This is a genomic window from Aquisalimonas lutea, assembly GCF_030409225.1.
GTDB lineage: Bacteria > Pseudomonadota > Gammaproteobacteria > Nitrococcales > Aquisalimonadaceae > Aquisalimonas > Aquisalimonas lutea.
This window is the reverse complement of sequence record NZ_JAUFPK010000001.1, coordinates 718859-742354: the sequence shown is the minus strand read 5'-3', so window position 1 is coordinate 742354 and position 23496 is coordinate 718859. Positions and strand designations below refer to the sequence as shown.

Annotated in this window: 19 protein-coding genes; 6 read left to right on the top strand and 13 right to left on the bottom strand. The window is 70.5% G+C overall.

All coding sequences use genetic code 11. The features are described from left to right. The first annotated feature begins 110 nt into the window (after positions 1 to 110). Positions 111 to 1106 (top strand): 3-oxoacyl-ACP synthase III family protein, encoded by a 996-nt coding sequence (locus QWY84_RS03570; protein ID WP_290201079.1) that lies wholly within the window; start codon positions 111 to 113, stop codon positions 1104 to 1106. Positions 1107 to 1620: 514 nt separating this feature from the next. On the opposite strand, the gene QWY84_RS03565 is transcribed toward QWY84_RS03570, so the two are convergent. Then, the gene (locus QWY84_RS03565; protein ID WP_290201078.1) at positions 1621 to 2658 is read right to left on the bottom strand and encodes an alpha/beta fold hydrolase; all 1038 of its coding nucleotides are present in this window, start codon (positions 2656 to 2658) and stop codon (positions 1621 to 1623) included. Further along, positions 2658 to 3311 carry a hypothetical protein gene (locus QWY84_RS03560; protein WP_290201077.1) on the bottom strand — a complete coding sequence of 218 codons (654 nt, stop codon included), beginning with the start codon at positions 3309 to 3311 and terminating at the stop codon, positions 2658 to 2660. The genes QWY84_RS03565 and QWY84_RS03560 overlap by 1 nt, the downstream gene beginning before the upstream one ends. A 156-nt stretch (positions 3312 to 3467) precedes the next feature. Here QWY84_RS03560 and QWY84_RS03555 point away from each other — a divergent pair, with 156 nt between their 5' ends. The 4 genes from QWY84_RS03555 to QWY84_RS03540 all read left to right on the top strand — a co-directional run bounded on the left by QWY84_RS03555 (position 3468) and on the right by QWY84_RS03540 (position 12512). After that, positions 3468 to 8309: an NAD-glutamate dehydrogenase gene (locus tag QWY84_RS03555; RefSeq protein WP_290201076.1), complete on the top strand. Its 4842-nt coding sequence runs from the start codon at positions 3468 to 3470 to the stop codon at positions 8307 to 8309. Beyond that, positions 8306 to 9076 carry an alpha/beta fold hydrolase gene (locus tag QWY84_RS03550; RefSeq protein ID WP_290201075.1) on the top strand — a complete coding sequence of 257 codons (771 nt, stop codon included), beginning with the start codon at positions 8306 to 8308 and terminating at the stop codon, positions 9074 to 9076. The genes QWY84_RS03555 and QWY84_RS03550 overlap by 4 nt, the downstream gene beginning before the upstream one ends. 114 nt (positions 9077 to 9190) lie before the next feature. Further along, positions 9191 to 11485 (top strand): NADP-dependent malic enzyme, encoded by a 2295-nt coding sequence (locus QWY84_RS03545; protein ID WP_290201074.1) that lies wholly within the window; start codon positions 9191 to 9193, stop codon positions 11483 to 11485. A 46-nt stretch (positions 11486 to 11531) separates the two neighbouring features. Further along, positions 11532 to 12512: a quinone oxidoreductase family protein gene (locus QWY84_RS03540; protein ID WP_290201073.1), complete on the top strand. Its 981-nt coding sequence runs from the start codon at positions 11532 to 11534 to the stop codon at positions 12510 to 12512. Between the two features lie 61 nt (positions 12513 to 12573). Here QWY84_RS03540 and QWY84_RS03535 read toward each other — a convergent pair whose 3' ends face one another. From QWY84_RS03535 to QWY84_RS03510, 6 genes are all read right to left on the bottom strand, one after another. Further along, positions 12574 to 13812 (bottom strand): heme biosynthesis HemY N-terminal domain-containing protein, encoded by a 1239-nt coding sequence (locus QWY84_RS03535; protein WP_290201072.1) that lies wholly within the window; start codon positions 13810 to 13812, stop codon positions 12574 to 12576. After that, the gene (locus tag QWY84_RS03530) at positions 13809 to 15050 is read right to left on the bottom strand and encodes a uroporphyrinogen-III C-methyltransferase (RefSeq protein WP_290201071.1); all 1242 of its coding nucleotides are present in this window, start codon (positions 15048 to 15050) and stop codon (positions 13809 to 13811) included. The genes QWY84_RS03535 and QWY84_RS03530 overlap by 4 nt, the downstream gene beginning before the upstream one ends. Then, positions 15047 to 15847 (bottom strand): uroporphyrinogen-III synthase, encoded by an 801-nt coding sequence (locus QWY84_RS03525; RefSeq protein WP_290201070.1) that lies wholly within the window; start codon positions 15845 to 15847, stop codon positions 15047 to 15049. The genes QWY84_RS03530 and QWY84_RS03525 overlap by 4 nt, the downstream gene beginning before the upstream one ends. A gap of 9 nt (positions 15848 to 15856) precedes the next feature. Continuing rightward, positions 15857 to 16798: a hydroxymethylbilane synthase gene (gene hemC / locus QWY84_RS03520; protein WP_290201069.1), complete on the bottom strand. Its 942-nt coding sequence runs from the start codon at positions 16796 to 16798 to the stop codon at positions 15857 to 15859. An 82-nt stretch (positions 16799 to 16880) separates the two neighbouring features. Continuing rightward, positions 16881 to 17630, bottom strand: a complete 750-nt coding sequence (locus QWY84_RS03515) for a LytR/AlgR family response regulator transcription factor (protein ID WP_290201068.1) — start codon at positions 17628 to 17630, stop codon at positions 16881 to 16883. Further along, a complete protein-coding gene (locus QWY84_RS03510; RefSeq protein ID WP_290201067.1) occupies positions 17608 to 18678 on the bottom strand; it encodes a histidine kinase in 1071 nt (356 codons plus the stop codon). Before QWY84_RS03510 ends, QWY84_RS03515 begins: the two co-directional genes overlap by 23 nt. Positions 18679 to 19027: 349 nt before the next feature. Here QWY84_RS03510 and argH point away from each other — a divergent pair, with 349 nt between their 5' ends. Further along, positions 19028 to 20437: an argininosuccinate lyase gene (argH, locus tag QWY84_RS03505; protein WP_290201066.1), complete on the top strand. Its 1410-nt coding sequence runs from the start codon at positions 19028 to 19030 to the stop codon at positions 20435 to 20437. Between the two features lie 54 nt (positions 20438 to 20491). On the opposite strand, the gene QWY84_RS03500 is transcribed toward argH, so the two are convergent. Genes QWY84_RS03500 through QWY84_RS03480 form a run of 5 tightly spaced genes read right to left on the bottom strand, consistent with a single transcriptional unit; the run spans position 20492 to position 23426 of the window. Then, positions 20492 to 20917, bottom strand: coding sequence for a Tat pathway signal sequence domain protein (locus QWY84_RS03500; protein WP_290201065.1), 426 nt, complete (start codon positions 20915 to 20917; stop codon positions 20492 to 20494). Between the two features lie 17 nt (positions 20918 to 20934). Next, a complete protein-coding gene (locus QWY84_RS03495) occupies positions 20935 to 21906 on the bottom strand; it encodes an energy transducer TonB (RefSeq protein ID WP_290201064.1) in 972 nt (323 codons plus the stop codon). Then, a complete protein-coding gene (locus QWY84_RS03490) occupies positions 21906 to 22325 on the bottom strand; it encodes an ExbD/TolR family protein (RefSeq protein WP_290201063.1) in 420 nt (139 codons plus the stop codon). Before QWY84_RS03490 ends, QWY84_RS03495 begins: the two co-directional genes overlap by 1 nt. Further along, positions 22322 to 22750 carry an ExbD/TolR family protein gene (locus QWY84_RS03485; protein ID WP_290201062.1) on the bottom strand — a complete coding sequence of 143 codons (429 nt, stop codon included), beginning with the start codon at positions 22748 to 22750 and terminating at the stop codon, positions 22322 to 22324. Before QWY84_RS03485 ends, QWY84_RS03490 begins: the two co-directional genes overlap by 4 nt. Further along, complete coding sequence (locus QWY84_RS03480; protein ID WP_290201061.1) at positions 22707 to 23426, bottom strand: MotA/TolQ/ExbB proton channel family protein; 720 nt, start codon at positions 23424 to 23426, stop codon at positions 22707 to 22709. The genes QWY84_RS03485 and QWY84_RS03480 overlap by 44 nt, the downstream gene beginning before the upstream one ends. Positions 23427 to 23496 lie beyond the last annotated feature (70 nt).

The window sequence follows — 23496 nt, the reverse complement described above, 5'->3', positions numbered from 1 at the left end:
ATCCCTACCCGCTCCGCACCACCGGCCATTTCCTTGCGCCGGCGATTCGGTTAACCTGCCCGTTTCAGCTGACAACCGGGTCATGTTTCTGACCGGGAGGCCCCGAATCCATGAACCGACACGCCAAGATCATCTCCACGGCGCACTACCTGCCCGAGCGCTGCATCACCAACGAGCAGCTCAACGAGCGCTTCACCGCGCTGGGCAAGCCGGAGGTCACCGGCAAGCTCGCCGCCGGCACCGGCATCGAGCAGCGCTGGTACGCCCCCGATGACTGGGCCTCCTCCGACCTGGCCCTGCCCGCCGCGCGCCAGGCGCTGGAGAAGGCCGGGCGGCGTGTGGAGGACGTCGACCTGATCATCCTGGGAACCGATTCCCCGGACTACATCACCCCGTCCACCTCGGTGGTGCTGCAGAGCAAGCTCGGCGCCACCCAGGCGGGCACGTTCGATGTCGCCTGCGCCTGCGCCTCCTTCCCGACGGCCCTGGCCAACGCCGCCGGGCTGCTGGCCACCAACGGCCAGTACCGCACCATCCTGGTGGTGGGCGTGTACATGATGCGCAAGCTCGCCGACCCCGAGGACCCGACCGTGTTCTTCTACGGCGACGGCGCCGGCGCCGCGGTGGTGGAGCCGTCGGAGGAGCCCGGCTTCCTGGGCTCGTCGTTCCTGGCCAACGGCGACTACTCCGACTGCTGGGGCATCTACTCCGGCGGCACGGCGGAGCCGGCCACGGTGGAATCCGTCCATGCGGGGCGCACCAACGTGCGCATGGTCAAGCGCTATCCCCCGGAGATCAACGACGAGGGCTGGCCGCTGCTGTTCCAGCGGCTGTCGACCCAGTGCGGCTTCACGGTGGACGATGTGGACCAGGTGATCTTCACCCAGGTGAACCGGCACACGGTGGAGCTGGCCGCGGACAACATCGGTCTGCCCCGGGAGAAGGCGCCGATCATCATGGACAAGTGGGGCTACACCGGCTCGGCCTGCATCCCCATGGCGCTGTCCAAGACCGTGGACGAGGGCCGCATCAACAGCGGCGACCTGGTGGTCATGATCGGCTCCGGCGTGGGCTACAACCAGGCGGCCGTGGCGTTCCGGATGTAGGTCGGCCATGACACACGCCATCCCGTGTCACGAGCCGACCTTCGCTGATCCGGGGCACCGGGGCGGGGAGTCCGGTCACGGACACGCCGTACATACGTCCCTGTAGGCTCGACTGCGGCCGTCCTGGCCGCAGACGGTCCGTGACCGGACTCCCCGCCCCGGTGCGTGCCTGAGGCCGATATCGGGTGGCGCACCACGGCCGGTGGTGCCTGTCGGTGGTTGGCGGGGGTGCGTTGGGGTGGGCGACTTTGCGCAGCGCCGGAGCGCAGGGCGCCCGGCCCCGTCAGGGGTGGCCGCAGGGATGCGGCCACCGGCTGTCAGCACAGGGATGTGCTGTCAGCCGGCCAGCCCGGAGCGGAGGATAGGCCCCTGCTTCACTCGAAGCAGGGGCCGTAAGCGGAGCTCCGGAGCCCACCCCAACGCACCCCCGCCAACCACCGACCCGACCGCAAGCCCCGGCGCTCACCGCTTGACCGCGACCTCGGAACCGAGTTCGTCGACAGAAGCTGTCGTTCTACCGCTTGGACGGTGTATCGGCTGTCGACCGCTTCTTCGCGCCCGCCGCCTTCTTCTTGCTCGCATCCGGGGCAGACTGCTTGCGGGTGCCGGCCTGGCGCTTGGTGTCGGAAGACCCGCTGCGGGGCATGGGGATGGCGCGCAGGTGGTCCTGGTCGCAGTAGGTGAGCAGCGGCTCGGCGTTCGGGTCCTCGGCGGCGATCCACACGCTCTGGTCGCCCTGCCACTGCCCCGCCTCCACCTGCTGGACGAACTCCGCCAGCAGGCGGCTGGTGAGCGTCGGGATCTCCAGGGTGAAGGCATGGCAGACCCGCGGCACCAGCACCAGACGGGAGGGCGCGATGTGGCGGCGCATGATGTCGTGCAGGTGACGCGGCGTGAGGCAGTCGAACTCGGCGTTGAGAATCAGCGTCGGCGCGGTGATCCGCTCCAGCTCCGGCGTGATGGAGCGAAAGTCCGCCAGTGACTCCATCAGGTTCTGGATGCCGTAGAGCTCGTTGGTGGACGCCCCCACCCGCTTGATGACGTGCAGCAGCTCCCGGTTGGCCTCGATGTAGTCGTTGCTGAAGTTCAGCGGCATGAGCAGGTCCAGGTAGAACTCGAAGCCCACCCGGGCGAGCCCCTGGTAGAGGTTCACCGCATGCCCCTCCAGCTGCGCGTCCAGCTCCGAGAACGTGCTCACCGGGATCAGCCCGCCCGTGCGCTCCGGATACCGGATGGCGTACTTCAGGGCCACCACGCCGCCGAAGGAGATCCCCAGGACGTAGGGCCTGTCGATTCCCAGGTGCGTGTGCAGCGCCGCCAGCATGGTGGCGTGGTCGTCGAAGTCGGCTCCCAGCACGGGCTTCGAGGAGGCCCCCTGGCCCACCATGTCGTAGGTGAGCACCCGGCATCCCCGGGCCGGCAGCTGCTCGAAATAGGGGGCCCAGTGGCTGGTCCGCATGGACAGCCCGTTAATGATGGTGACGACCGGGTCGCCCTCGCGGCCGTGGAGCTCGTAGTACAGGGACTGGCCTTCGTGCTCGAACACCGGCATCAGGCGTCCCCCCGCTCGATGGTGGCCCCGGCGGGCTGCCCGAGGAGACCGAGCAGCTCGGCGAACGAGCCCTCGACCCGCTCGCGCTGCTCCTCGACGATGCGCTCGCGCTCCTGGCGCGACAGCCCGGCGTCCAGGTCCTTGAGCATGCGGATCTGCGTCTGGATCTGGCGGCCGTTCTCGTCCTCGATGGCCTTGAGCGCGCTGAGGAACGGATCGCTGTCCAGATCCATGGACGGCGGCAGCATGGGCAGGAAGCGGATCACCGACATGAATGCGTGACTGAGCGCCAGGTAGCCGTAGAAGCGCTCGTCCACCTCGAAGAACCCCGGCAGATACCGCGCCGCTTCCGTGCGCGACCACAGGTCCATGCTCAGCGTCGCCGCTTCCATGTAGATCATGGGCTGCGACGACCACTGCGTCGCCCGGCCGAGCAGGGTGGACAGCTCCATCTCCCGGTAGTACTGCCCGTGCAGGAAGCGATACGGCAGCCAGTCCACGGGCTGCCATTCGAGCTTGGCCAGCACGGAGGCGTTCAGCCCCTTGACCGCCTGCAGGTACAGGGTGATCCGGGTCTGATCCTCGGCATCCGGCGGGCCGTGCCGCAGGTGCCGCTTGACCCGGCGCTGGCGTTCCTCGAGTGACTCGGTCATTGGGGCTGGCCTCTTGTGTGCCTCCGGCGGCAGTCTACTAACCTTAACGCAGTTGCGACAGGACGAGGCAGCGCGTCGCCGTCCACGCACCGGGTGCACTCTGCCGGTGCACCTCGTATGCTGAGGCGAGCGCAAGAACAATAACGGGGACCGGCCATGGCAAGCACCACCGAGCAGCGCAAGCAGGAACTCCTGGCGGCCGTGGAGCAGCGCATCCGCGACCGCTGCCCGGCGGACGAGCAGGAGTTCATCAGCACCTTCGTGCGCCGCTACTACGAGCGTGTCGCCGCCGACGACCTCGCCGAGCGCGAGGCCGCCGATCTCTACGGGGCGGCACTGTCCCACTGGCATCTGGCGCGCAAGCGGCGCCGCGGACAGCACCGCGTGCACGTGTACAACCCGGAGCCCGAGCAGCACGGCTGGGAGTCGACGCACACCATCGTCCAGGTGGCCTGCGACGACCGGCCCTTCCTGGTGGATTCCGTGGCCATGGCCATGAACCGCCACGCCCTGACCGTGCACCTGATCATCCACCCGATCATCCACGTGCGCCGCGACGAGCACGGCGCCATCGAGGCCGTGGACGCCGAGGACGGCCGCCCCGAGGCCTACATGCATTTCGAGGTGGACCGCCAGAGCGACCCGGAGCGGCTGGAAGCGCTGGAACAGGAGGTCTATCAGGTCCTGGAGAACGTCGACCAGGTGGTCGAGGACTTCCAGTCCATGCACCAGCGCATGGAGGAGGCGCGCCAGCAGCTGGAGACCCACGCCCCGGAAGGCCCGGACCGCGACGAGAGCATCGCCTTTCTGGAGTGGCTGACCGCGGACCACTTCACCTTTCTCGGCTACCGCTGCTACGACCTGGAGACCCGGAACGGGGAAGACGCCCTCACGCCGGTGAAGGGGTCCGGGCTGGGCATCCTGCGACGCGCCAGCACCAAGGGCCCCTCGGACAGCTTCAGCGCGCTGCCGGAGGGCGTCCGCGCCCTGGCGCGCAGCCCCGAGATGCTCATCCTGACCAAGTCCACCCACCGCGCCACCATCCACCGTCCCGGCTACATGGACTACGTAGGCGTCAAGCGCCTGGACGACAACGGCAAGGTCATCGGCGAGCACCGCTTCCTGGGGCTGTACACCTCCGCGGCGTACAACCGCAATCCGCGCGCCATCCCGCTGCTGCGTCGCAAGATCCAGACGGTGCTGGAACGCGCCGACCTGCCCCACCCGGGGCACGCCAGCAAGGCACTGATCAACATCCTGGAGACCTATCCCCGGGACGAGCTGTTCCAGATCCACCCGGACACGCTCTACGACATCGCCATGGGCATCCTGCAGCTCCAGGAGCGCCAGCGCGTGCGGCTGTTCGTGCGCCACGACACCTACCGGCGGTTCGTCTCCTGCCTGGTGTTCGTCCCCCGGGACCGGTACAACACCGACGTGCGCCAGCGCATGCAGAGCATGCTGGAGAATGCCTTCGATGCCGCCCACTGCGAGTTCACCGTAAACCTCTCGGAATCGGTGCTCGCCCGCATCCACTTCATCCTGCACGTGGACCAGGGAGCACCCCTGGACCAGGACGCCGACGAGCTCGAGCGCCGGCTCGCCCATACCATCCGTGCCTGGAGCGACGACCTGCAGGATGCCCTGCGGGAGTACTACGGCGAGGCCCGGGGCAACAGCCTGTTCGAGCGTTACGGCAAGAGTTTCGGCGCCGCCTACCGGGAGGATACCTCGGCCCGCGCCTCGGCCCACGACGTCGAGCGCCTGGAGCAGCTCGACGCCGACAACGACCTCAACATCGTCCTCTACCGGCCGCTGGAGGCCCCCGAGGACACGGTCCGCCTGCGCCTCTACCATCGGGGGCGCAGCATTACCCTCTCCGATGCCCTGCCCGTGCTGGAGAACATGGGCGTACGCGTGCTCGACGAGCGTCCCTATCGCGTGCAGCCCCGCGGGCGCAATGCCGTCGAGGCATGGATCCACGACTTCGGCCTGCGCTACCCCGGCGGCGATCTGGACGTCGAGCAGCTGCGCGGCAACGTCGAGCAGGCCTTCGCGGCCGTGTGGTACCGGCGCGCGGACAACGACGGCTTCAATCACCTGGTCCTCGCCGCCCGGCTGGCGTGGGACGAGATCGTCGTCCTGCGCGCCTACAGCCGCTACCTGCGGCAGGCCGGCACGGCGTACAGCCAGGCCTACATGGAGGAGACCCTGGCCCGGAACCCGCGCATCACGCGGCTGCTGGTGCGCCTGTTCCACAACCGCTTCGATCCCGAGCGCCACGATGCCAAGCGTGCGGCGCGCCTGGCGGAGCAGATCGAGCGCGCCCTCCACGACGTCCCGAGCCTGGACGAGGACCGTATGCTGCGGCGCCTGCTCGCCGCCATGCAGGCCACGGTGCGCACCAACGCCTATCGCCGCGACGCCGCCGGCAACCGCCGGGACTGGCTCAGCCTCAAGCTCATCCCGGAACGCATCCCGGAGATGCCGAAGCCCTGGCCCGCCTACGAGATCTACGTGTACTCGCCGCGCACCGAGGGCGTGCACCTGCGCGGCGGCAAGGTGGCCCGCGGCGGCCTGCGCTGGTCCGAGCGCAAGGAGGACTACCGCACCGAGGTGCTCGGGCTCATGAAGGCGCAGATGGTCAAGAACGCCGTCATCGTCCCCGTCGGCGCCAAGGGCGGCTTCGTCGCCAAGCAGCTGCCGGAGGAGCGCGACGCGCAGCCCGGCGAGGTGGAGAGCTGCTACCGCATCTTCATCCGCGCATTGCTGGACGTCACCGACAACTATGCCGGCGACGCCGTGCAGCCGCCGGCGGACGTCATCCGCCACGACGACGATGACCCCTACCTGGTGGTGGCCGCCGACAAGGGCACGGCCACCTTTTCCGACGTCGCCAACGAGATCGCCACCGAGTACGGCTTCTGGCTCGGCGACGCCTTCGCCTCCGGCGGCTCCAACGGCTACGACCACAAGAAGATGGCCATCACCGCCCGCGGCGCCTGGGTGGCCGTCATGCGCCACTTCCGGGAGCTCGGCCACGACATCCAGAGCGAGCCCTTCAGCGTCGTCGGCGTCGGCGACATGTCCGGGGACGTGTTCGGCAACGGCATGCTCCTGTCCGACCAGATCCGCCTGCTGGCCGCGTTCGACCACCGGCATATCTTCATCGACCCGAACCCGGACCCCGCCGCCAGCTTCGCCGAGCGCCAGCGGCTGTTCCAGAAGCCGCGCTCCAGCTGGGACGACTACAACCGCAAGCTGCTGTCCAAGGGCGGCGGCATCTATCCGCGCAGCGCCAAGAGCATCGAGCTCAGCGCCGCCGCCCGCAAGGCCCTGGACATCGAGGCCCGCCAGGTCACGCCCAACGAGCTCATGTACGCCATCCTCCGGGCGCCGGTGGACCTGTTCTGGAACGGCGGCATCGGCACCTATATCAAGTCGTCCCTGGAAGGCCATCTGGATGTCGGTGACCGCGCCAACGACGCCATCCGCGTGGACGCCCGCGACATGCGCTGCCGCGTCGTCGGCGAGGGCGGCAATCTGGGGGTGACGCAGCTGGGCCGCATCGAGTTCGCCCGCCACGGCGGGCGCATCAACACCGACGCCATCGACAACGCCGGCGGCGTGAGCTGCTCCGACCACGAGGTCAATATCAAGATCCTGCTCAACGAGGAGGTGGAGAAGGGCGATCTCACCGACAAGCAGCGCAGCAACCTGCTCGCCTCCATGTCCGACGGCGTGGCGCAGCTGGTGCTGGAGGACAACTACCGGCAGACCGAGGCCCTGAGCACCATGGAGTACCGGGCCGCCGAGCTGCTGGGCGAGCACGGGCGCCAGATCCGGGCCCTGGAGCACGCCGGCGAGCTGGACCGCCAGCTCGAGGGCCTGCCCGACGACGCCGAGATGGAGGAGCGGGCGCAGGCCGGCGAGGGCCTCACCCGGCCGGAGCTCGCGGTGCTGCTCGCCCACGCCAAGCTCGCCGGGTTCCGGTCCGTGGTCCAGAGCGACCTGGTGGACGACCAGGGACTGCAGGAAGTGCTGGTGCGCTACTTCCCGGAGCAGCTGCAGTCGGACAGCCACCGGGCGTACATGCGCGGCCACCGCCTGCGGCGCGAGATCATCGCCACGCAGATCACCAACGACATGCTCAACCGCATGGGCGGTGGTTTCCTCTACCGCCTCGAGGACAAGACCGGCGTCCCCGCCGGCGATGTCGCCCGGGCATACTTCGCCGCCCGCCAGATCCACGGCCTGGAGGCCCTCTGGGACGCCCTGGACGCCCAGGACAACCGCATTCCGGCCGGCCTGCAGCAGACCATCCGGCTGGACATCGTCCGGCTGGCCGAGCGAACGGCGCTGTGGCTGTTGCGCAACCTGCGCGCAGAGCTCTCCAGTCCCGAGGTCACCGACCGCCTGGCCGCCATGACCGGCACGCTCGGCGACCAGCTGGACTCCCTGCTGCCGGAGCCGGATCAGGCCGCCCTGGGCGAGCAGATCGAGGCCCTCACGGGCCAGGGCGTCCCCGACGACCTGGCCGCCCGTGTAGCACGGCTTGAGCCCTTGTCGGCAGCCCTGGACATCTCCATGATCGCCGAGGACACCGGACGGCCGCCGGAGCGCGCGGCGGCGGTGTACTTCCAGCTGGGCCGCTCCCTGAATCTCCGCTGGCTGGAGAAGACCATCCGCGACCTGGAGACGGCCAATGCCTGGGAAGAGCGCTGCCGGGTGGGCCTGGAGGACGATTTCGCCCTGTACCTGCGGCTTCTGACCACCAGTGTCCTGTACCATGACACCCTGGACGACACCCCGGCGGACCGGGTTGCGGCCTGGCAGGACGGCATCGCCGGGCCCGTGGAGCGGCTGCGCCAGACCCTCGGCGACATCGGTACCGGCGGCCGGCCGGACCTGGCGATGCTGACCGTGGCGGTGCAGGACCTGAAGAACGTCGCCGTCCTTTCGGGGCGGCACCAGATGGTGGACAGCGCCCAGGCATGAGCGAGCTCCTGCACACACGTATCCAGGGGAAAGGCGAACCGGTGGTCATCCTGCACGGGCTGTTCGGCTCGGGCACGAACTGGAACCGCATCGCCCGCGCCCTGGCCCCGGACTACCAGATGGTGGTCATCGATCTGCCCAACCACGGCCAATCGCCCCACCGGGAGCACATGGACTACCCGGAGATGGCCGCTGCGGTGGCGGAGACGCTGGATCATCACGGCATCCCCCCGGCGTCCGTGGTCGGCCACAGCATGGGCGGCAAGGTCGCCATGACCCTGGCGCTGACACGCGGGGAGTACGTGCGGCGCCTGCTGGTCGCCGACATCGCGCCGATCCCGTACGGGGATCACGGCCACGGGCGGCTGCTGCGCGCCCTGCAGCGCATGGACCCGAAGCGCCTGGGCTCCCGGGCGGCCGCCAGCGAGGCCCTGGCCGACGACATCCCCGAGGCCGGGCTGCGCCAGTTCCTGCTCACCAACCTGGAGGCGCGCGACGGCGGCTTCGCCTGGCGCATCCCGCTGCAGGCGCTGGAGGCCAACCTGCCCGTCATTGCCGATTTCCCCGACCTGGCCGGCCAGTACACCGGGCCGACCCTGTTCCTCCACGGCGAGCACTCCGAGTACGTCCCCGGGGATGCCCACGGGGTCATCCGGGGCTGGTTTCCGGAAGCGGTCATCGAGGCCCTGCCCGGCGCCGGCCACTGGCTGCACGCCGAGCAGCCGGAGGCCTTCCTGGAGCGGCTGCGCGGCTTCCTGCAGGGATGACGCGAACGGCGGGGCGCGGTCGGTGGCAACCCGGCTGATCGCGCCGGTATCATGGGAGATCCGTTTACTCCGGGCTGGCCGTGCCCCAATGAATAACAACTGCGGAGAAGTGTAATGTCCGATGACCTGCGCGAGAACGCGCTCGAGTACCATCGCCATCCCACCCCCGGAAAACTGCAGGTCGTCCCCACGAAGCCGCTGGCGACCCAGCGGGACCTGGCCCTGGCCTACTCGCCCGGCGTCGCCGCCGCCTGCCAGCTGATCGTCGACGACGAGACGGAAGCGGCCAATGTCACCGCGCGCGGCAACCTGGTGGCGGTGGTCACCAACGGCACCGCGGTTCTCGGGCTGGGCAACATCGGCCCCCTGGCGGCCAAGCCCGTGATGGAGGGCAAGGGGGTGCTGTTCAAGAAGTTCTCCGGCATCGACGTCTTCGACGTCGAGGTCCAGGAACGCGACCCGGACCGCCTGGTGGACATCATCGCCAGTCTCGAGCCCACCTTCGGCGGCATCAATCTCGAGGACATCAAGGCGCCCGAGTGCTTCCAGGTCGAGGAGCAGCTCAAGGAGCGCATGAACATCCCCGTGTTCCACGACGATCAGCACGGCACCGCCATCATCACCGCCGCCGCCGTGCGCAACGGCCTGCGCGTGGTGGATAAGAAGGTCGAGGACGTCACGGTGGTGTGCTCCGGCGCCGGCGCCGCCGCCATCGCCTGCCTGGAGCTGCTGGTGAGCCTGGGCATGAGGCGCGAGCACATCACCATGCTCGACTCCCGCGGCGTCATCCACACCGGCCGCGACAACCTCGACCCGCGCAAGGCCGCCTTTGCCCGGGACACCGAGGCGCGCACCCTGGACGACGCCATCGACGGCGCCGATATCTTCATCGGCCTCTCGGGGCCCGGCGTGCTCACCCGCGCCATGGTGGCCAAGATGGCCCGTGACCCGCTGGTGTTCGCCATGGCCAATCCCACGCCGGAGATCCTCCCCGAGGAGGCCCGGGAGGAACGCCCGGACTGCATCATGGCCACCGGGCGCTCGGACTACCCCAACCAGGTCAACAACGTCCTGTGCTTTCCTTTCATCTTCCGCGGCGCCCTGGACGTGGGCGCGACCACCATCAACGACTCCATGAAGCTCGCCTGCGTCGAGGCCATCGCCGACCTGGCCATGGAGGAGTCCTCCGACGTGGTGGTGGCCGCCTACGGCGGCAAGCCCCTGCGCTTCGGCCCCGAGTACCTGATCCCCAAGCCCTTCGACCCGCGGCTGATCTCGCGTATCGCCCCGGCGGTGGCACAGGCCGCCATGGACAGCGGCGTGGCGGTGCGGCCCATCGAGGACATGCAGGCGTACAAGCTGCGGCTGAACCAGTTCGTGTTCCAGTCCGGCCTGCTCATGAAGCCCCTGTTCGAGCGCGCCCGCGACAACCCCAAGCGCGTGGTCTACGCCGAGGGCGAGCAGGACCGGGTGCTGCGCGCCGTGCAGGTCGTCGTCGACGACGGCCTGGCCCGGCCCGTGCTCATCGGCCGCCGGCGGGTCGTGGACATGCGCATCAAGCGGCTGGGCCTGCGGCTGCGCATGGACGAGGACTTCGAGCTGGCGGACCCGGAGGACGACCCCCGCTACCGCGAGTACTGGACGCTGTATCACTCCATCATGGAGCGCCGCGGCGTCACGCCGGACCAGGCCCGCAACGTGGTGCGCACCCGCAACACGGTGATCGCAGCGCTCATGCTGCGCCGGGGCGAGGCCGACGCCATGCTGTGCGGCATCGACGGCCGCTACCACCGCCAGCTCGGCCATATCGAGTCCGTCCTCGGGCGGCGGCCCGGCGTGCGCAACATGGCGGCCATGAACACGCTGATCCTGCCCAAGGGGACGTTCTTCCTGTGCGACACCTACGTCAACCAGGACCCCACCGCGCAGCAGCTGGCCGAGATGACCATTCTCGCCGCCGACGAGGTCCGCCGCTTCGGCATCACGCCCAAGGTGGCGCTGCTGTCGCACTCCAGCTTCGGCTCCTCGGACGCCGCCTCGGCGGTGAAGATGCGCGAGGCGCTGGAGCTCATCGAGGCCCGGGACCCGAACCTGGAGGTGGAAGGCGAGATGCACGGTGATGCCGCGATCTCGGAGGAGATCCGCCACCGCATCTTCCCGAACGCGCGCCTCAAGGGCACCGCAAACCTGCTGATCCTGCCCACTCTCGACGCCTCCAACATCGCCTTCAATCTGCTCAAGGCCACCAGCGAGGGCGTCTCCGTGGGCCCCATCCTGCTGGGCGCGAACCAGCCGGCGCACATCCTCACACCCTCCGTGACGGTGCGCGGGGTCATCAACATGACCGCGCTGGCCGCCGTGGAGGCCGGCATGATGCCGTCCGCGGACGAGCGCGAGGCCGGCGGCTGAGGCCGCCGGCGGCATCGCCATCACGCAAACGGAGGAGATGAGACCCATGTCCCATGCCATTGTCGTGCACGAAACCGGCGGCCCCGAGCAGATGCGCTGGGAACCCGTTCCTGCGCCCGAGCCGGGTCCGGGGGAGGCCCGCATCCGCCATACGGCCGTGGGGCTGAACTACATCGACGTCTACTTCCGCACGGGCCTGTACGCCCCGCCGCAACTGCCGTTCACGCCGGGCATGGAGGCCGCCGGGGTGGTCGAGGCCGTGGGCGAGGGGGTCGACAACGTCGCCCCGGGCGACCGCGTCGCCTATGCCGCCGGACCGCCCGGCGCCTACGCCGAGACCCGCGTTCTGGCGGCGGACCGCCTGGTCACCATCCCCGACGGCATCAGCGACGAGCAGGCGGCCGCCATGATGCTCAAGGGCATGACGGCCTGGTACCTGCTGCGGCGCACGTACCCGGTCGCCGCCGGCGAGACCGTTCTGGTCCACGCCGCCGCCGGGGGGGTCGGGCTCATCGCCTGCCAGTGGGCCCATCACCTGGGCGCCACCGTCATCGGAACCGTGGGCAGCGCGGACAAGGCGGAGCTGGCCCGGGCCCACGGATGCCACCACCCGGTGAACTACAACAGCGAGGACTTCGTCGACCGCGTGCGCGAGATCACCGGCGGCGCTGGCGTCCCGGTGGTCTACGACGGCGTGGGGCAGGCCACCTTCGACGGCTCGCTGGACTGCCTGCGACCAAGGGGCCTGATGGTGAGCTTCGGCCAGTCATCGGGGCCGGTACCGCCGTTGAACCTGGGGCAGCTGGCCGCCAAGGGGTCGCTGTTCCTCACCCGGCCGACCCTGTTCCACTACGTGGCCGCCCGCGACGAGCTGGAGACCGCCGCCGGCGAGTTGTTCGACCTGGTTCGCAAGGGGGTCGTTGCCGTCGAGGTCAACCACCGCTTCCCCCTGCGGGAGGCGGCGGAGGCGCACCGGGCGCTGGAAGGGCGGCAGACCACGGGCTCCACGGTGCTGACCCTGGACTAGTTGTAAACCCAGGTTCGTTGGATGCCAGGACACTGGGGCCTGCCGGTCGCCCCGGGGCCGGTCAGGCGGTGGCCTTGCCGGCGGCCTCGCGCAGGCTTTCCAGCTCCGGCAGCGAGCGGAAGCCGCCGGCCTGCTCGGCCGCCCGGCGATACGCCCTGCGGGCGCCGTCGCGCTCGCCCATGTGCTCGAGGAGATCGGCCAGCAGATACCACGCCTCGGCGCTGGGCTTGCGGGCCACGCTGGCCTCCAGGTAGGAGCGTGCCCGCCCCCACAAGCGGCAGCGGATGGCCTGTCGCCCCACGGCCAGGAGCAGCTCCGGGTCCTCGGGATGCTCCCGCAGCCAGCCCTCGGCGACGTTGAACACCCGCTCCGGGTCGTCCACCTGCAGCCGCCCGTAGCGATCCACGAAGCGGGCATCCCAGTTCCGGCGCAGGGCCAGGCGCAGCCGTTTCTCCAGCTGCCCGCTGTTGGGCGTGTGCCGGAGCATGCCGTCGGCATAGGCGACCACGACGTCGGGCTCGTCCTGCATCGGCCGGGGCAGGCGCTCCCAGGCGCGCTCCAGGGCATCGCGCCCCTGGCGGGCGGCCTGATCCAGCAGGCCGATGGCGGCGTTGCGCTCGAGCTCCGCCAGCCGGGCGGCATCCATGCCGGCGTGCCGGCGCAGCCGCGGCAGCAGGTCCAGGACCCGCTCCCATTCCCCCAGCACCTCGCAGGCCCGCGCCAGCATGGACAGGACCCGCTCATGGCGGGGATAGCGCTCCTGCAGGAGATTCAGCGTCGCGAACGCCGTCTCCCACTGCTCGTCCTCGATGTACAGCTGCGCCTGCAGCAGCCCGATGGCGAGACGGGCATTGGGGTCGGCCTTTTCCGCCAGCGCCAGGTAGCTGTCGCGCCGGCCCTCGGCCCCGGCGCGGTGGGCGGCCCAGGCGGCGCTCAGGTAATGCAGCACCGGGGTCTCGCTGTTGTCCACGGCCCGGATCAGGGAGCGCTCCGCCTCCGGGTAGTCGCCCTCGGTCAGCCGCACCAGGCCCTGGACCAGGCGCCCCCGCGAGCGCCCGATGCGCCGGTCGGCCAGCCAGCGGCGCACGCCCCCGGGCAGTGCGCCGAGCCGCCGCAGCAGGCCCACCAGCAGGAGCAGGCCCAGCACCGTGGCAACCAGGGCGCCCACCGCGAAGAACAGGCTGGTCTCCACGGCCAGATCCCCGACGGAGACCAGCACGTAGCCGGACTGCTCGTGGAACCAGATGGCCGCCGCCGCGCTGGCGAACAGGACGAGCAGGATCAGGAACAGTCGTTTCATCCCGCGTTCTCCTCATTCGCCTCGCGGCCCGGCACCGGCCTTTGGGGCAGAATCTCGCCCAGGTCCGGGAGATCCGCCTGGAGGTCGGCGTCCCGCAGCCGCTGGACGGTTTCCATGGCGTCCTGCACCTGCTCGTCGTCGCCGTCGAAGTGGCGACCCAGCCAGTCCGCCACGTCGGCCAGGCTCTGGCGGTAGACCGCGTCGTCCCGCTGCAGCAGCGCCGCCCGCGCTGTCAGCAGCTGCAGCCGGAGATTCTCGCGCAGGTAGTGGCTCTCCTCCGGCGCCATCAGGCGCGGCGGGGTCTCGCCCCGGCGCACCACCACCAGCGAGCCGATGGCATCGCGGAACTGCTGCCAGGCGCGTAGGCCGGCCTGTCGCCACCCGTCCAGGGTATCCAGCTCGGCATCCCGCTGGCGCGGCATCTCCGCGCTCTCCACCTGCCGCTCGGTGCGCTCCAGGGGAAGCGTGTCAATGGCCTGGATCAGCTGGCGAATGTCCGTGGCAAGACCTTCCCGATCGGGCTTGCGCACGTCCAGCAGGGCATTGATGGCCTCGGCGACGGCCTGGCGCTGCTCCACCGTGGACGCCCCCAGCTCCTCCAGCAGCCGATCCGCCTCCTTGAGCGCCTGCAGGGCGCCGTCGACGTCGCCGTGGAAGCGGGTACGGTAGCGGGCCACCCCGTACAGGTAGCCGGCCTCGGCGAGAATCCAGTCATCCCGGTGCGCGGCGGCCAGCTCCCGGATCCGGTCCATGCGCTCCTGGGCGCGGGCCTGGCTGTCGCGGATGCTGGCCATGGTCTCCTCGGCCTGCGCCAGCGTCTGGACGTGGCTGGCATGCTCCTGGGCGAGATTGTCCACGCGGCCCGCAAGCCGCTCGCTGCGGCTGTTGAGCTCCTCGCGCAGCTCCGTGACCTCGGCCCGGCGGGCGAACTCGTCGTGCCCCTGCTCCAGGACGCGGAGACGCTCCCACAGCCACCAGCCGCCGGCCGCCCCGGCCGTCGCGACCACCAGGGCCACCACCAGCGCGACGACGGCGACAGCCAGCGGGCGCCCCGGCCGCCGCGGCCCGTCGCCGCCGGTGCCGGGCGCCCCGCCCGCCGACCCGCCATCGCCGCCGGTGCCGGCAGGTGCCGGTGTCGCCGCCGGCGCCTGCGTGCCCGCTTCCGTGTCGGCGGCGCTGCGGTCGGCGTCCTGGCCGGTGGCCTCGTTGTTGTTCTGGTCCTTCGACGCGTCACTCATGGATGGTTCTGTCTCCGATTCTCTGCAGCCCAGCGCGCGACCGCCTCGGTCAATGCGTCGGTACCGGTCCCGTCGGCAACCACGATACCACCGGCAAACCCGAGACCGGATGCCCGCGACGCGACGCGCTCGCTCATCACCACCAGGCCGGTGGCCAGAAGCCGGCTCCGGCGCGCCTCGCCCGCCAGGCCCACGAGGTTGTCCAGCGCCTCGGTGCTGGTCACCACCGCCACGTCCAGCATGCCCCGGGCCCAGGCACGATCCAGGACGGCGGGGTCGCTGTCCGGACGAACCCGCCGGTAGGCCGGCAGGACCTCGACCCGTGCACCCCGCTCCGCCAGCGTCGTGCGCAATGTCTCCCGGCCGCTCTCCCCCCGCACCAGCATAGCCCGTTGCCCGTCCACGTGCCGGAACGCGGGTTCATCCAGCAGCGCCTCGCTGTCCGAGCCGGCGGCGGGCACACAGTCGACGGCCACGCCGCGCGCCTCGAGCTCGGCGGCGGTACCGGCGCCCACGGTGGCCACGCGGACGCCGTCCGGCCAGGCCTCGCCGCGGGCGGCCAGCCGGTCCAGCAGCGAGCGGGCGGCGTTGGGGCTGACGAACACGACCCAGTCCATGGCCGCAAGCCGGTCGATGCCCCGTTCCACCGCATCCGCATCCGGCGGCGGGGCAATGGCCAGGGTCGGAAAGCGGATCACCCGGGCGCCGCGGGCTTCCAGCGCCCGGCACAGAGGCTCCGCCTGGTGCGCCGGGCGGGTGACCAGCACGCCCAGGCCCCGGAGGGGATCGCGTTCCACGCCCATGCGTCAGTGGGCCTCGCCCTCGGCGAACAACCGCGCCAGGATCTCCCGGGCGCCGCGGTCAAGCAGGTCCCGGCCCAGGCGCGAGCCCAGGGCGTCGGCATCGGCGGCGGCGCCGGCGATCTCGCCGCGGACCACGTCGCTGCCGTCGGGTTCGCCGACCAGCCCGCGCAGGTGCAGGCGGTCGCCGTCCAGATGGGCATAGGCACCGATGGGAACCTGGCAGCTGCCTTCCAGCTCGCGGTTCATGGCGCGCTCGGCCGCCACGCGCGTATGGCTGGCGCCGTGATCCAGCGGCGCGATCAGCGCCTCGACCGCCGCGTCGCCGAGCCGACACTGGATACCCAGCGCCCCCTGGCCCACGGCCGGCAGGCTTTCCTCCGGGGGCATGATGCGGGTGATGCGGCCGTCCATGCCCAGGCGCTGCAGGCCCGAGGCCGCCAGGATGATGGCGTCGAAGCGACCCTCGTCCAGCCGGGCGAGGCGCGTGTTGACGCTGCCGCGCAGGGTCTGCACGTGCACGTCCGGTCGCGCGGCCCGGATCTGGCACTGCCGCCGCAGGCTGGCGCTGCCGACGACGCCGCCGGCGGGGATCTCCGCCAGCGACGGGTAGCGATTGGAGAGATAGGCGTCGCGCGGATCGCCGCGATCGAGGATGACGGGCAGGTGGAGCTCGGGGGTGATGGCCGCCGGGACATCCTTCATGGAGTGCACGGCGATATCCGCGCGGCCGTCCAGCAGCCCCTCCTCGAGCTCCTTGAGAAACAGGCCCTTGCCGCCGATGCGGGCCAGGGGCGCATCCTGGATGCGGTCGCCCTGGGTGCTCATGCGCACCAGCTCCACCTGCAGGCCAGGATGGACGGCCTGCAGCCGCTGCGCCACGTGCTCGGCCTGCCAGACGGCAAGCGGCGACTTGCGGGTAGCGATACGCAGGGTCTCGGGCGGCATGACGGCTCCTGGACGAGGGGACATACGGACCGTACAGGATGCCACGACTCGGCCGGGAGTACCGAATGCCGCGCCGCCGGCGTCAGCGCTCGCCGAGATGCTCCAGCAGGTCCCGGACCTGCCCCGCGTGCCGGCGGCTGACTTCCAGCCGCTTCTGCAGACCGCGCAGCACCAGGTAGCGCCGCCCGCCGGCGCCGTGCTCCAGGCGGCCCAGGCGGTCCCGCGCCACCAGGGCGTTGCGGTGGATGCGCACGAAACGATCGCCGAACTCCCCTTCCAGCTGGCGCAGGGATTCCTCGATGAGGTCCTCGCCTTCGGCGTGGCAGACGGTGACGTACTTGTTGTCGGCCTGGAAATAGTGGATATCGGCCACCGGCACCAGCTCCAGCACCCCGCGGCGGCGGCAGAGGATATGCGCACGTGCGCCGTCGTCCGCCCCCTGGACGGTGCCGCCCAGGGCATCCAGCTGCGGCCGGGTGACCCGGCGGGCCCGCTCCAGGGCCCGTGCCAGCCGATCGCGCCGGACCGGCTTGACCAGGTAGTCGACGGCCTCGGCATCGAAGGCCGCCAGCGCATGCTCGCCGTAGGCGGTCACGAAGATGACCGCAGGCGGCGCGTCAGCCTCGGCCAGGGCGCGCGCCGCGGCAACGCCGTCGGTCCCGGGCATGCGGATGTCCATGAGCACCACATCCGGCTGATGGCGGCTCGCCAGGCGGATGGCCTCGTCGCCGTCCCGGGCGCCGGCGACCACCTCGTGCCCGCCCAGGTCGGTCACGTGCTGGGCCAGGCGTTCCCGGGCGGGCGCCTCGTCATCCACGATCAGTATGCGCATGGGCGTCTCCTTCGCTCTCTCCCTGTCCCGCCCCGTGCCGGGGCAGCTCCAGGCAGACAGTGTAGGTTTCGCCGTCGCGGTGAACATGGAACTGTGCCGCATCGCCGAAAGCCAGGCGCAGACGCTCGCGGACATTGTCCAGGGCCATGCCGTGTCCCGGTCGGCCGGTCGCGCCGGCGGTCACGGGGTTGTCGACGCACAGCCGCAGCGTCGCGCCCCGCAGGCTGCCGCGGATGCGGATGGTGCCGCCCTCGCGGCGGGGCTCGATGCCGTGATACACCGCGTTCTCCAGCAGCGGCTGCAGGGTCAGCGGGGGCAGCAGGGCGTCCCGGGGCAGATCCTCCATCTCCCACAGGACGTGCAGGCGCTCGCCCAGGCGCAGCTGCTCCATGTGCAGGTACCCTTCGGCCAGGCGCAGCTCGTCGTCCAGCTGCGTCAGCCCGTCGCCGGTCTCCAGGCTGGCCCGGAACAGCTCCGCCAGGTCTTCCACGGCGGTCTCGGCCTCCGCGGGCCGCACCCGGATCATGGAGGCGATGGTGTTGAGGCTGTTGAACAGGAAATGCGGGCGAATCCTTGCCTGGAGGGCCTGCACCCGGGCGGCGGAGGCACTCTCGACGCGGCGGCGCCAGTCCCGCTGCAGGTACAGGTAGCGCAGGGCGACCGCGGAGACGAGCGCGGCGACGCCGACGCTGCGCAGCAGGTATTCTCCCGGCCGCGCGCCGCTGTCCAGGACCAGGCCGCGGGCGACCCAGGTGACGGCACCTGTGATCACCAGGATCAGCAGCCAGGCGGCGACGCCGGCGGCGGCCGGGCGCAGGCGCGCGAGCCAGGTGCGCAGCAGGCACAGCACCACGGCGCAGCCCAGGGCGATCCACTGCACGTACAGCGAGTACAGGCCCAGGGCCTGCCAGCGATTGACGCCGGCCGGCTGCGCGAGCACCAGAACGAACACCAGCAGCTCGGCGATGAGCACGACGGCGAACAGCGTGCGGACGTGACAGAAGTCGGGCAGAAAGCCGGCGGTGTCGGGGTGCTTGTTGTTGTCCATCACTTGCCAGTGTCCTGTAACCCGGGATCGGGCCGTTCTGCTGGCTGCCAGTTTGGTGGGTGAGCGCGGCCGCGACAAGCGGCCGGGGTAGGAGCACTGATATACTCGCGGGCTCGACGCTCGACGGATACCGGTCATCCGGACGGCGGCTCCGATCCGGGGCACGCTTCCGGGGATTCCGGTTCCGGACACGCTGTAAATACGTCCATGTACGCTTGACTGCGGCCGTCCTGGCCGCAGACAGTCCGGAACCGGAACCCCCGGAAGCGTGCGTGGCCATCCGGCGAAGGGACGGCTTCGTCCAGCGCCTCGTACATCGCACGATCGCACTGCGGAGACTGGGAAGGTCATGAGCGACAACAACAGCAGCCAGCAACTGTGGACCGGCCGTTTCACCGAGGCCACGGACGCCTTCGTCGAGGCCTTCACCGCCTCGGAGCATTTCGACCGCCGGCTCTATCGCCAGGACATCCGCGGGTCCATCGCCCATGCCCGCATGCTCGCCGCCTGCGGCGTGCTCACCGGGGCCGAGCGCGATGCCATCGTGCAGGGGCTGCAGGAGATCGAGGCGGAGATCGAAAGCGGCGGCTTCCAGTGGTCGCCGGCCCTGGAAGACGTGCACATGAACATCGAGAAGCGCCTCACCGATCGCATCGGCGAGGCAGGCAAGAAGCTGCACACGGGGCGCTCGCGCAACGACCAGATCGCCACGGACGTGCGGCTGTACCTGCGCGAGGCCATCGACGCCGTGTGCGCCGAGCTCATGCGCTTCCAGCGCGGTCTCGTGGAGCTGGCCGGGCGTGAGGCGGACACCATCCTGCCCGGGTTCACCCACCTGCAGGTCGCCCAGCCCCTGAGCTTCGGCCACCACCTGCTGGCCTGGTACGAGATGCTGGTGCGCGACCAGGAGCGCATGGCCGACTGCCGCCGGCGGCTCAACGTCATGCCGCTGGGCTCGGCCGCGCTGGCGGGCACGAGCTATCCCATCAATCGCGACATGACCTGCGCGGAGCTGGGCTTCGACCGCCCCGGGGACAATTCCCTGGACTCGGTCTCGGACCGGGACTTCGCCATGGAATTCACCGCCGCGGCGGCGATCCTGCTCACGCACACATCGCGCATGGCCGAGGAGATGATCCTGTGGACCTCGCCCATGTTCGACTTCATTGACCTGCCGGATCGCTTCTGCACGGGCTCGAGCATCATGCCGCAGAAGAAGAACCCGGACGTCGCCGAGATCGTGCGCGGCAAGACGGCCCGCGTGAACGGCCACCTGGTGGGCCTGCTCACCCTGATGAAATCCCAGCCCCTGGCCTACAACCGGGACAACCAGGAGGACAAGGAGCCCCTGTTCGATACCGTGGACACGGTGCTGGACTGCCTGCGCGCCTTCGCCGACATGGTCCCGGCCATGGAGCCCAAGCGGGACAACATGTTCGCAGCGGCGAAGAAGGGCTTCTCCACGGCCACGGACCTGGCCGACTACCTGGTGCGCCGGGGGGTGGCGTTCCGGGATGCCCATGCCATCGTCGGCGCCGCCGTGCGCTACGGCGTGGACAACGGCGTCGACCTGGCGGACATGGACCTGGCCACCCTGCAGGGCTTTTCGGATGCCATCGGCGAGGATGTCTACCAGGTGCTCACCCTGGAGGGCTCGCTGGCGGCCCGCAACCACATCGGCGGGACCGCGCCGGAGCAGGTGCGCACCCAGGTGGCCAGGGCACGGGAGCGGCTGGACCGGATCGCGGCGGATTCCTGACCGCTACCCGCGCGGCTGCGTCGCAGCCTGCCGGCGAGCCGGCGGCTTCGTGCATTACTGAATGAACGGCACGTCGGTCTTGCTGGCCGTGGTGAGCCGGCCCATGCAGTCGTCCCGCTCGCCGCCGGCGTCGGCGCAGGCAAGGACGCCGTTGAGCAGAACGCGCCCGATGTCGCCGCAGGCGACATCGCCGATGCCGAAGACCTTGACCTGCGTCCTCCCGGCGGCCAGTGGCGCGGTCTCGACGGCAAGACGCTTGGCGATGATGCCGTTGTCGTCGAACATGACCAGGTCCAGGCGCAGGCTCTCGAAGGCCTCGCCCGTGCCGTTTTCCATGACCAGATAGGCGCGGCAGGCGTCGCCCTGGGATTCGAGCTTGTTGAGCTCCACGGAGATGGCCCCGTCTTCAGCCGCAACCACCGCGGGCAGCCCCGTCAGCAGGGCGATCAGCAGGACGAGAAGCAGTCGGGCATTACGCATGGTGGCCTCCTCGGGGGTCAGCGCAGGGAAAACTGAACGGGTACGGTCAACTCCAGCCGCTCTCGGCTCATGTCCTCCGGAAAGGGCGGCAGCGGTTCGGCCCGCTCGATCATCGCCCGTGTCGCGTCATCCAGGGCCCGGTGGCCGGAGGCTTCCACGATCTCGGAATCCAGGATGTTGCCCGAGCGATCGATGACGAAGCGCAGGACGGCGACGCCCTCCTGGCGCCGCATTCGCGCTCTGCGTGGGTACTCCTTGTGCCGTTCCAGGTGCGCGCGCAGCCGCGCCTTGTAGTCCTCGTCCACACCCGGTGCCCCGCCTGCGGCGGCGGACTCGCCGCGCCCCCGATCCCGGGTCTCCTGGCTGCCTCCTTGCCCCTGGGTCCCGGTTTCCGTCGCCGTGACCCGCTCGCGCTCCACCTCCGCCGGCTCGGCCTCGGTGACGGCCGCTTCGGCCGGCTCTGGCTCTGGCTCTGGTTCCGGTTCCGGTTCCGGTTCCGGTTCCGGTTCCGGAGGAGCATTCTCCGCCGTCACCGGCTCGGTGGCGTCCACGCTTTCCGCTTCAGCGACTTCCTCCGGCTCCGCTTCAGCCTCGGCTTCAACCGGTTCCGCATTCGCCAGCTCCGGCTCCGGTTCGTCGGCCCGTTCCGGCTCGTCGGGCGTCTCGGGCGGCGGCTCATCCAGGGCCAGGGCCTGCTCCGGCCGGGCGGCCTCGGCCACCGTCGCCTCCTGCGGCCGGGCGTCGGTCGCCGGCTCCGCCACCTCGGTGGCCTCGGGAGGTGCCGCTGCCGTCTCGGCGGCCTCCGGCGCCTCGGGCTGCACGCTCCCCGGTGCACCACCGGCCGCGCCCATGGAGACTTCCAGGCCCCCGACACCGGGATTCTCGGCCCCGCTGTCGGGGGCGTGCCAGAGAATCGCCACCGCGGCCGCCGCATGCAGCAGCAGGGCAACGAACAGGGCAAGCAGCCACTGGCGCCGGGTCGTGATCATCAGCGTTCCGGGACGGTCAGCAGCTGCAGGCGCTCCACCCCCGCGTCGCGCAGGCGTTCCGTGACCGCGACCACGTCCACCGCCTCGGCGCGACCGTCGGCCTTGAGCCGCACCCGGAGCTCGTCGTTGTCGGCGAGCCGCTGGCGCAGGGCGTTCTCCAGCGCGTCCGCGTCCAGCTCCCTGCCATCCAGTGCCAGCCTGCCGTCCGCCCCCACGAGGACCAGGGCATTCTCGCTGTCGGGCCGTCCTTCGCTGCGCGACTCGGCCGGCTCCACGCGGAACGCATCGGTGGCGCTCATCTGGCCGGCGATCATGAAGAAGATCAGCAGCAGGAATACGACGTTGATCAGCGGCAGGATGCGATCGTCCTCGCTGCGCGGTCGCGGCGGCTGCTGGAGTGGACGCTGCCCGGCGCTCACGGCGTGTTCCTCCGGATCAGGGAGAGGTCCTGCGGTTGCATGGCGGCCAGCTCGTCGAGGACGGACACCACACGCTGCAGATCCACGCCCGGCGCCGGCCGGACCAGCACCCGGGTCTCCGGGGCCGCCTCCAGGCGTGCACCGACCCGGCGGTCCAGCTCGTCCGCATCCACGGTCTCGCCGCCCACGCGCAGGTCCGAGGCACGCACTTCCACCAGCAGCGCACCCTCCAGGGTACCCGCAGCGCTCGCCTGCGCCGGGGCGCTGAGGTCGATGGCACGCCAGTCCAGGAAGCTGGATGCCAGCATGAAGAACACCAGCAGGATGAACACGACGTCGATCAAGGGCGTCAGGCTGACCAGCGGCCGCCGACGCGCGCGCCTACCGGCCAGCCGCGGCTGCAGCGTGGAGTCGTGCGGGTTCATCAGCGCGCTCGTCCTCGTGGGTATCATCGCCGGCCGGGTCGAGATCCACCGTAAACACCCGGGTGACGGTATCGTCGATGGTGTGCGCCAGTCGCTCGATGCGGCGCTCCAGCCAGTTAAGCAGCGCCACCACGGGAATGGCCACGGCGAGGCCGGCCGCGGTGGTGAGAAGCGCCTGCCAGATGCCGCCGGAGAGGACGGACGGGTCCACCTGGCTGCCCGCCATCTCCATTTGCCGGAACGCCTCGATCATGCCCAGCACCGTCCCGAACAGCCCCAGCAGTGGGGCCAGGGAGCCGATGACCTCCAGCGGGCGGAGCCCGGTGCGCAGCACCTCCAGCGCGCCGTGGCCGTAGCGGTTGACCTCCTCGCGCACTTTGACCTCGGGCAGCCCGCGGCGCACGCCGCGCAGGGCGCGGGCGAGGGCCTGGGCGGCCGGGTTGCGTGCGGCCTCCGCATGCCCGATGGCCTCCACCAGGCGCCCTTGCCGGTACAGCGTCAGAGCCTCCGTGGCGCGGCGCGTGTCGCCGACCCGGGCACTGCGGAACTGCCAGAGCTTGACCAGCAGGATGGCCAGCGCAACCACCGACATGGCGGCGAGGATCAGCAGCACGGGGCCGCCCGCGCCGAAGAAATCGAGTAACCGGTCCCAGGCGATCATGCTGTCGGTCTCCATGGGTTCGTCCCGCGCGGTCGCGCGCTCCGGGCGCGCCGAGTGTGAAATGATCGACAAGTATACGCAGGAA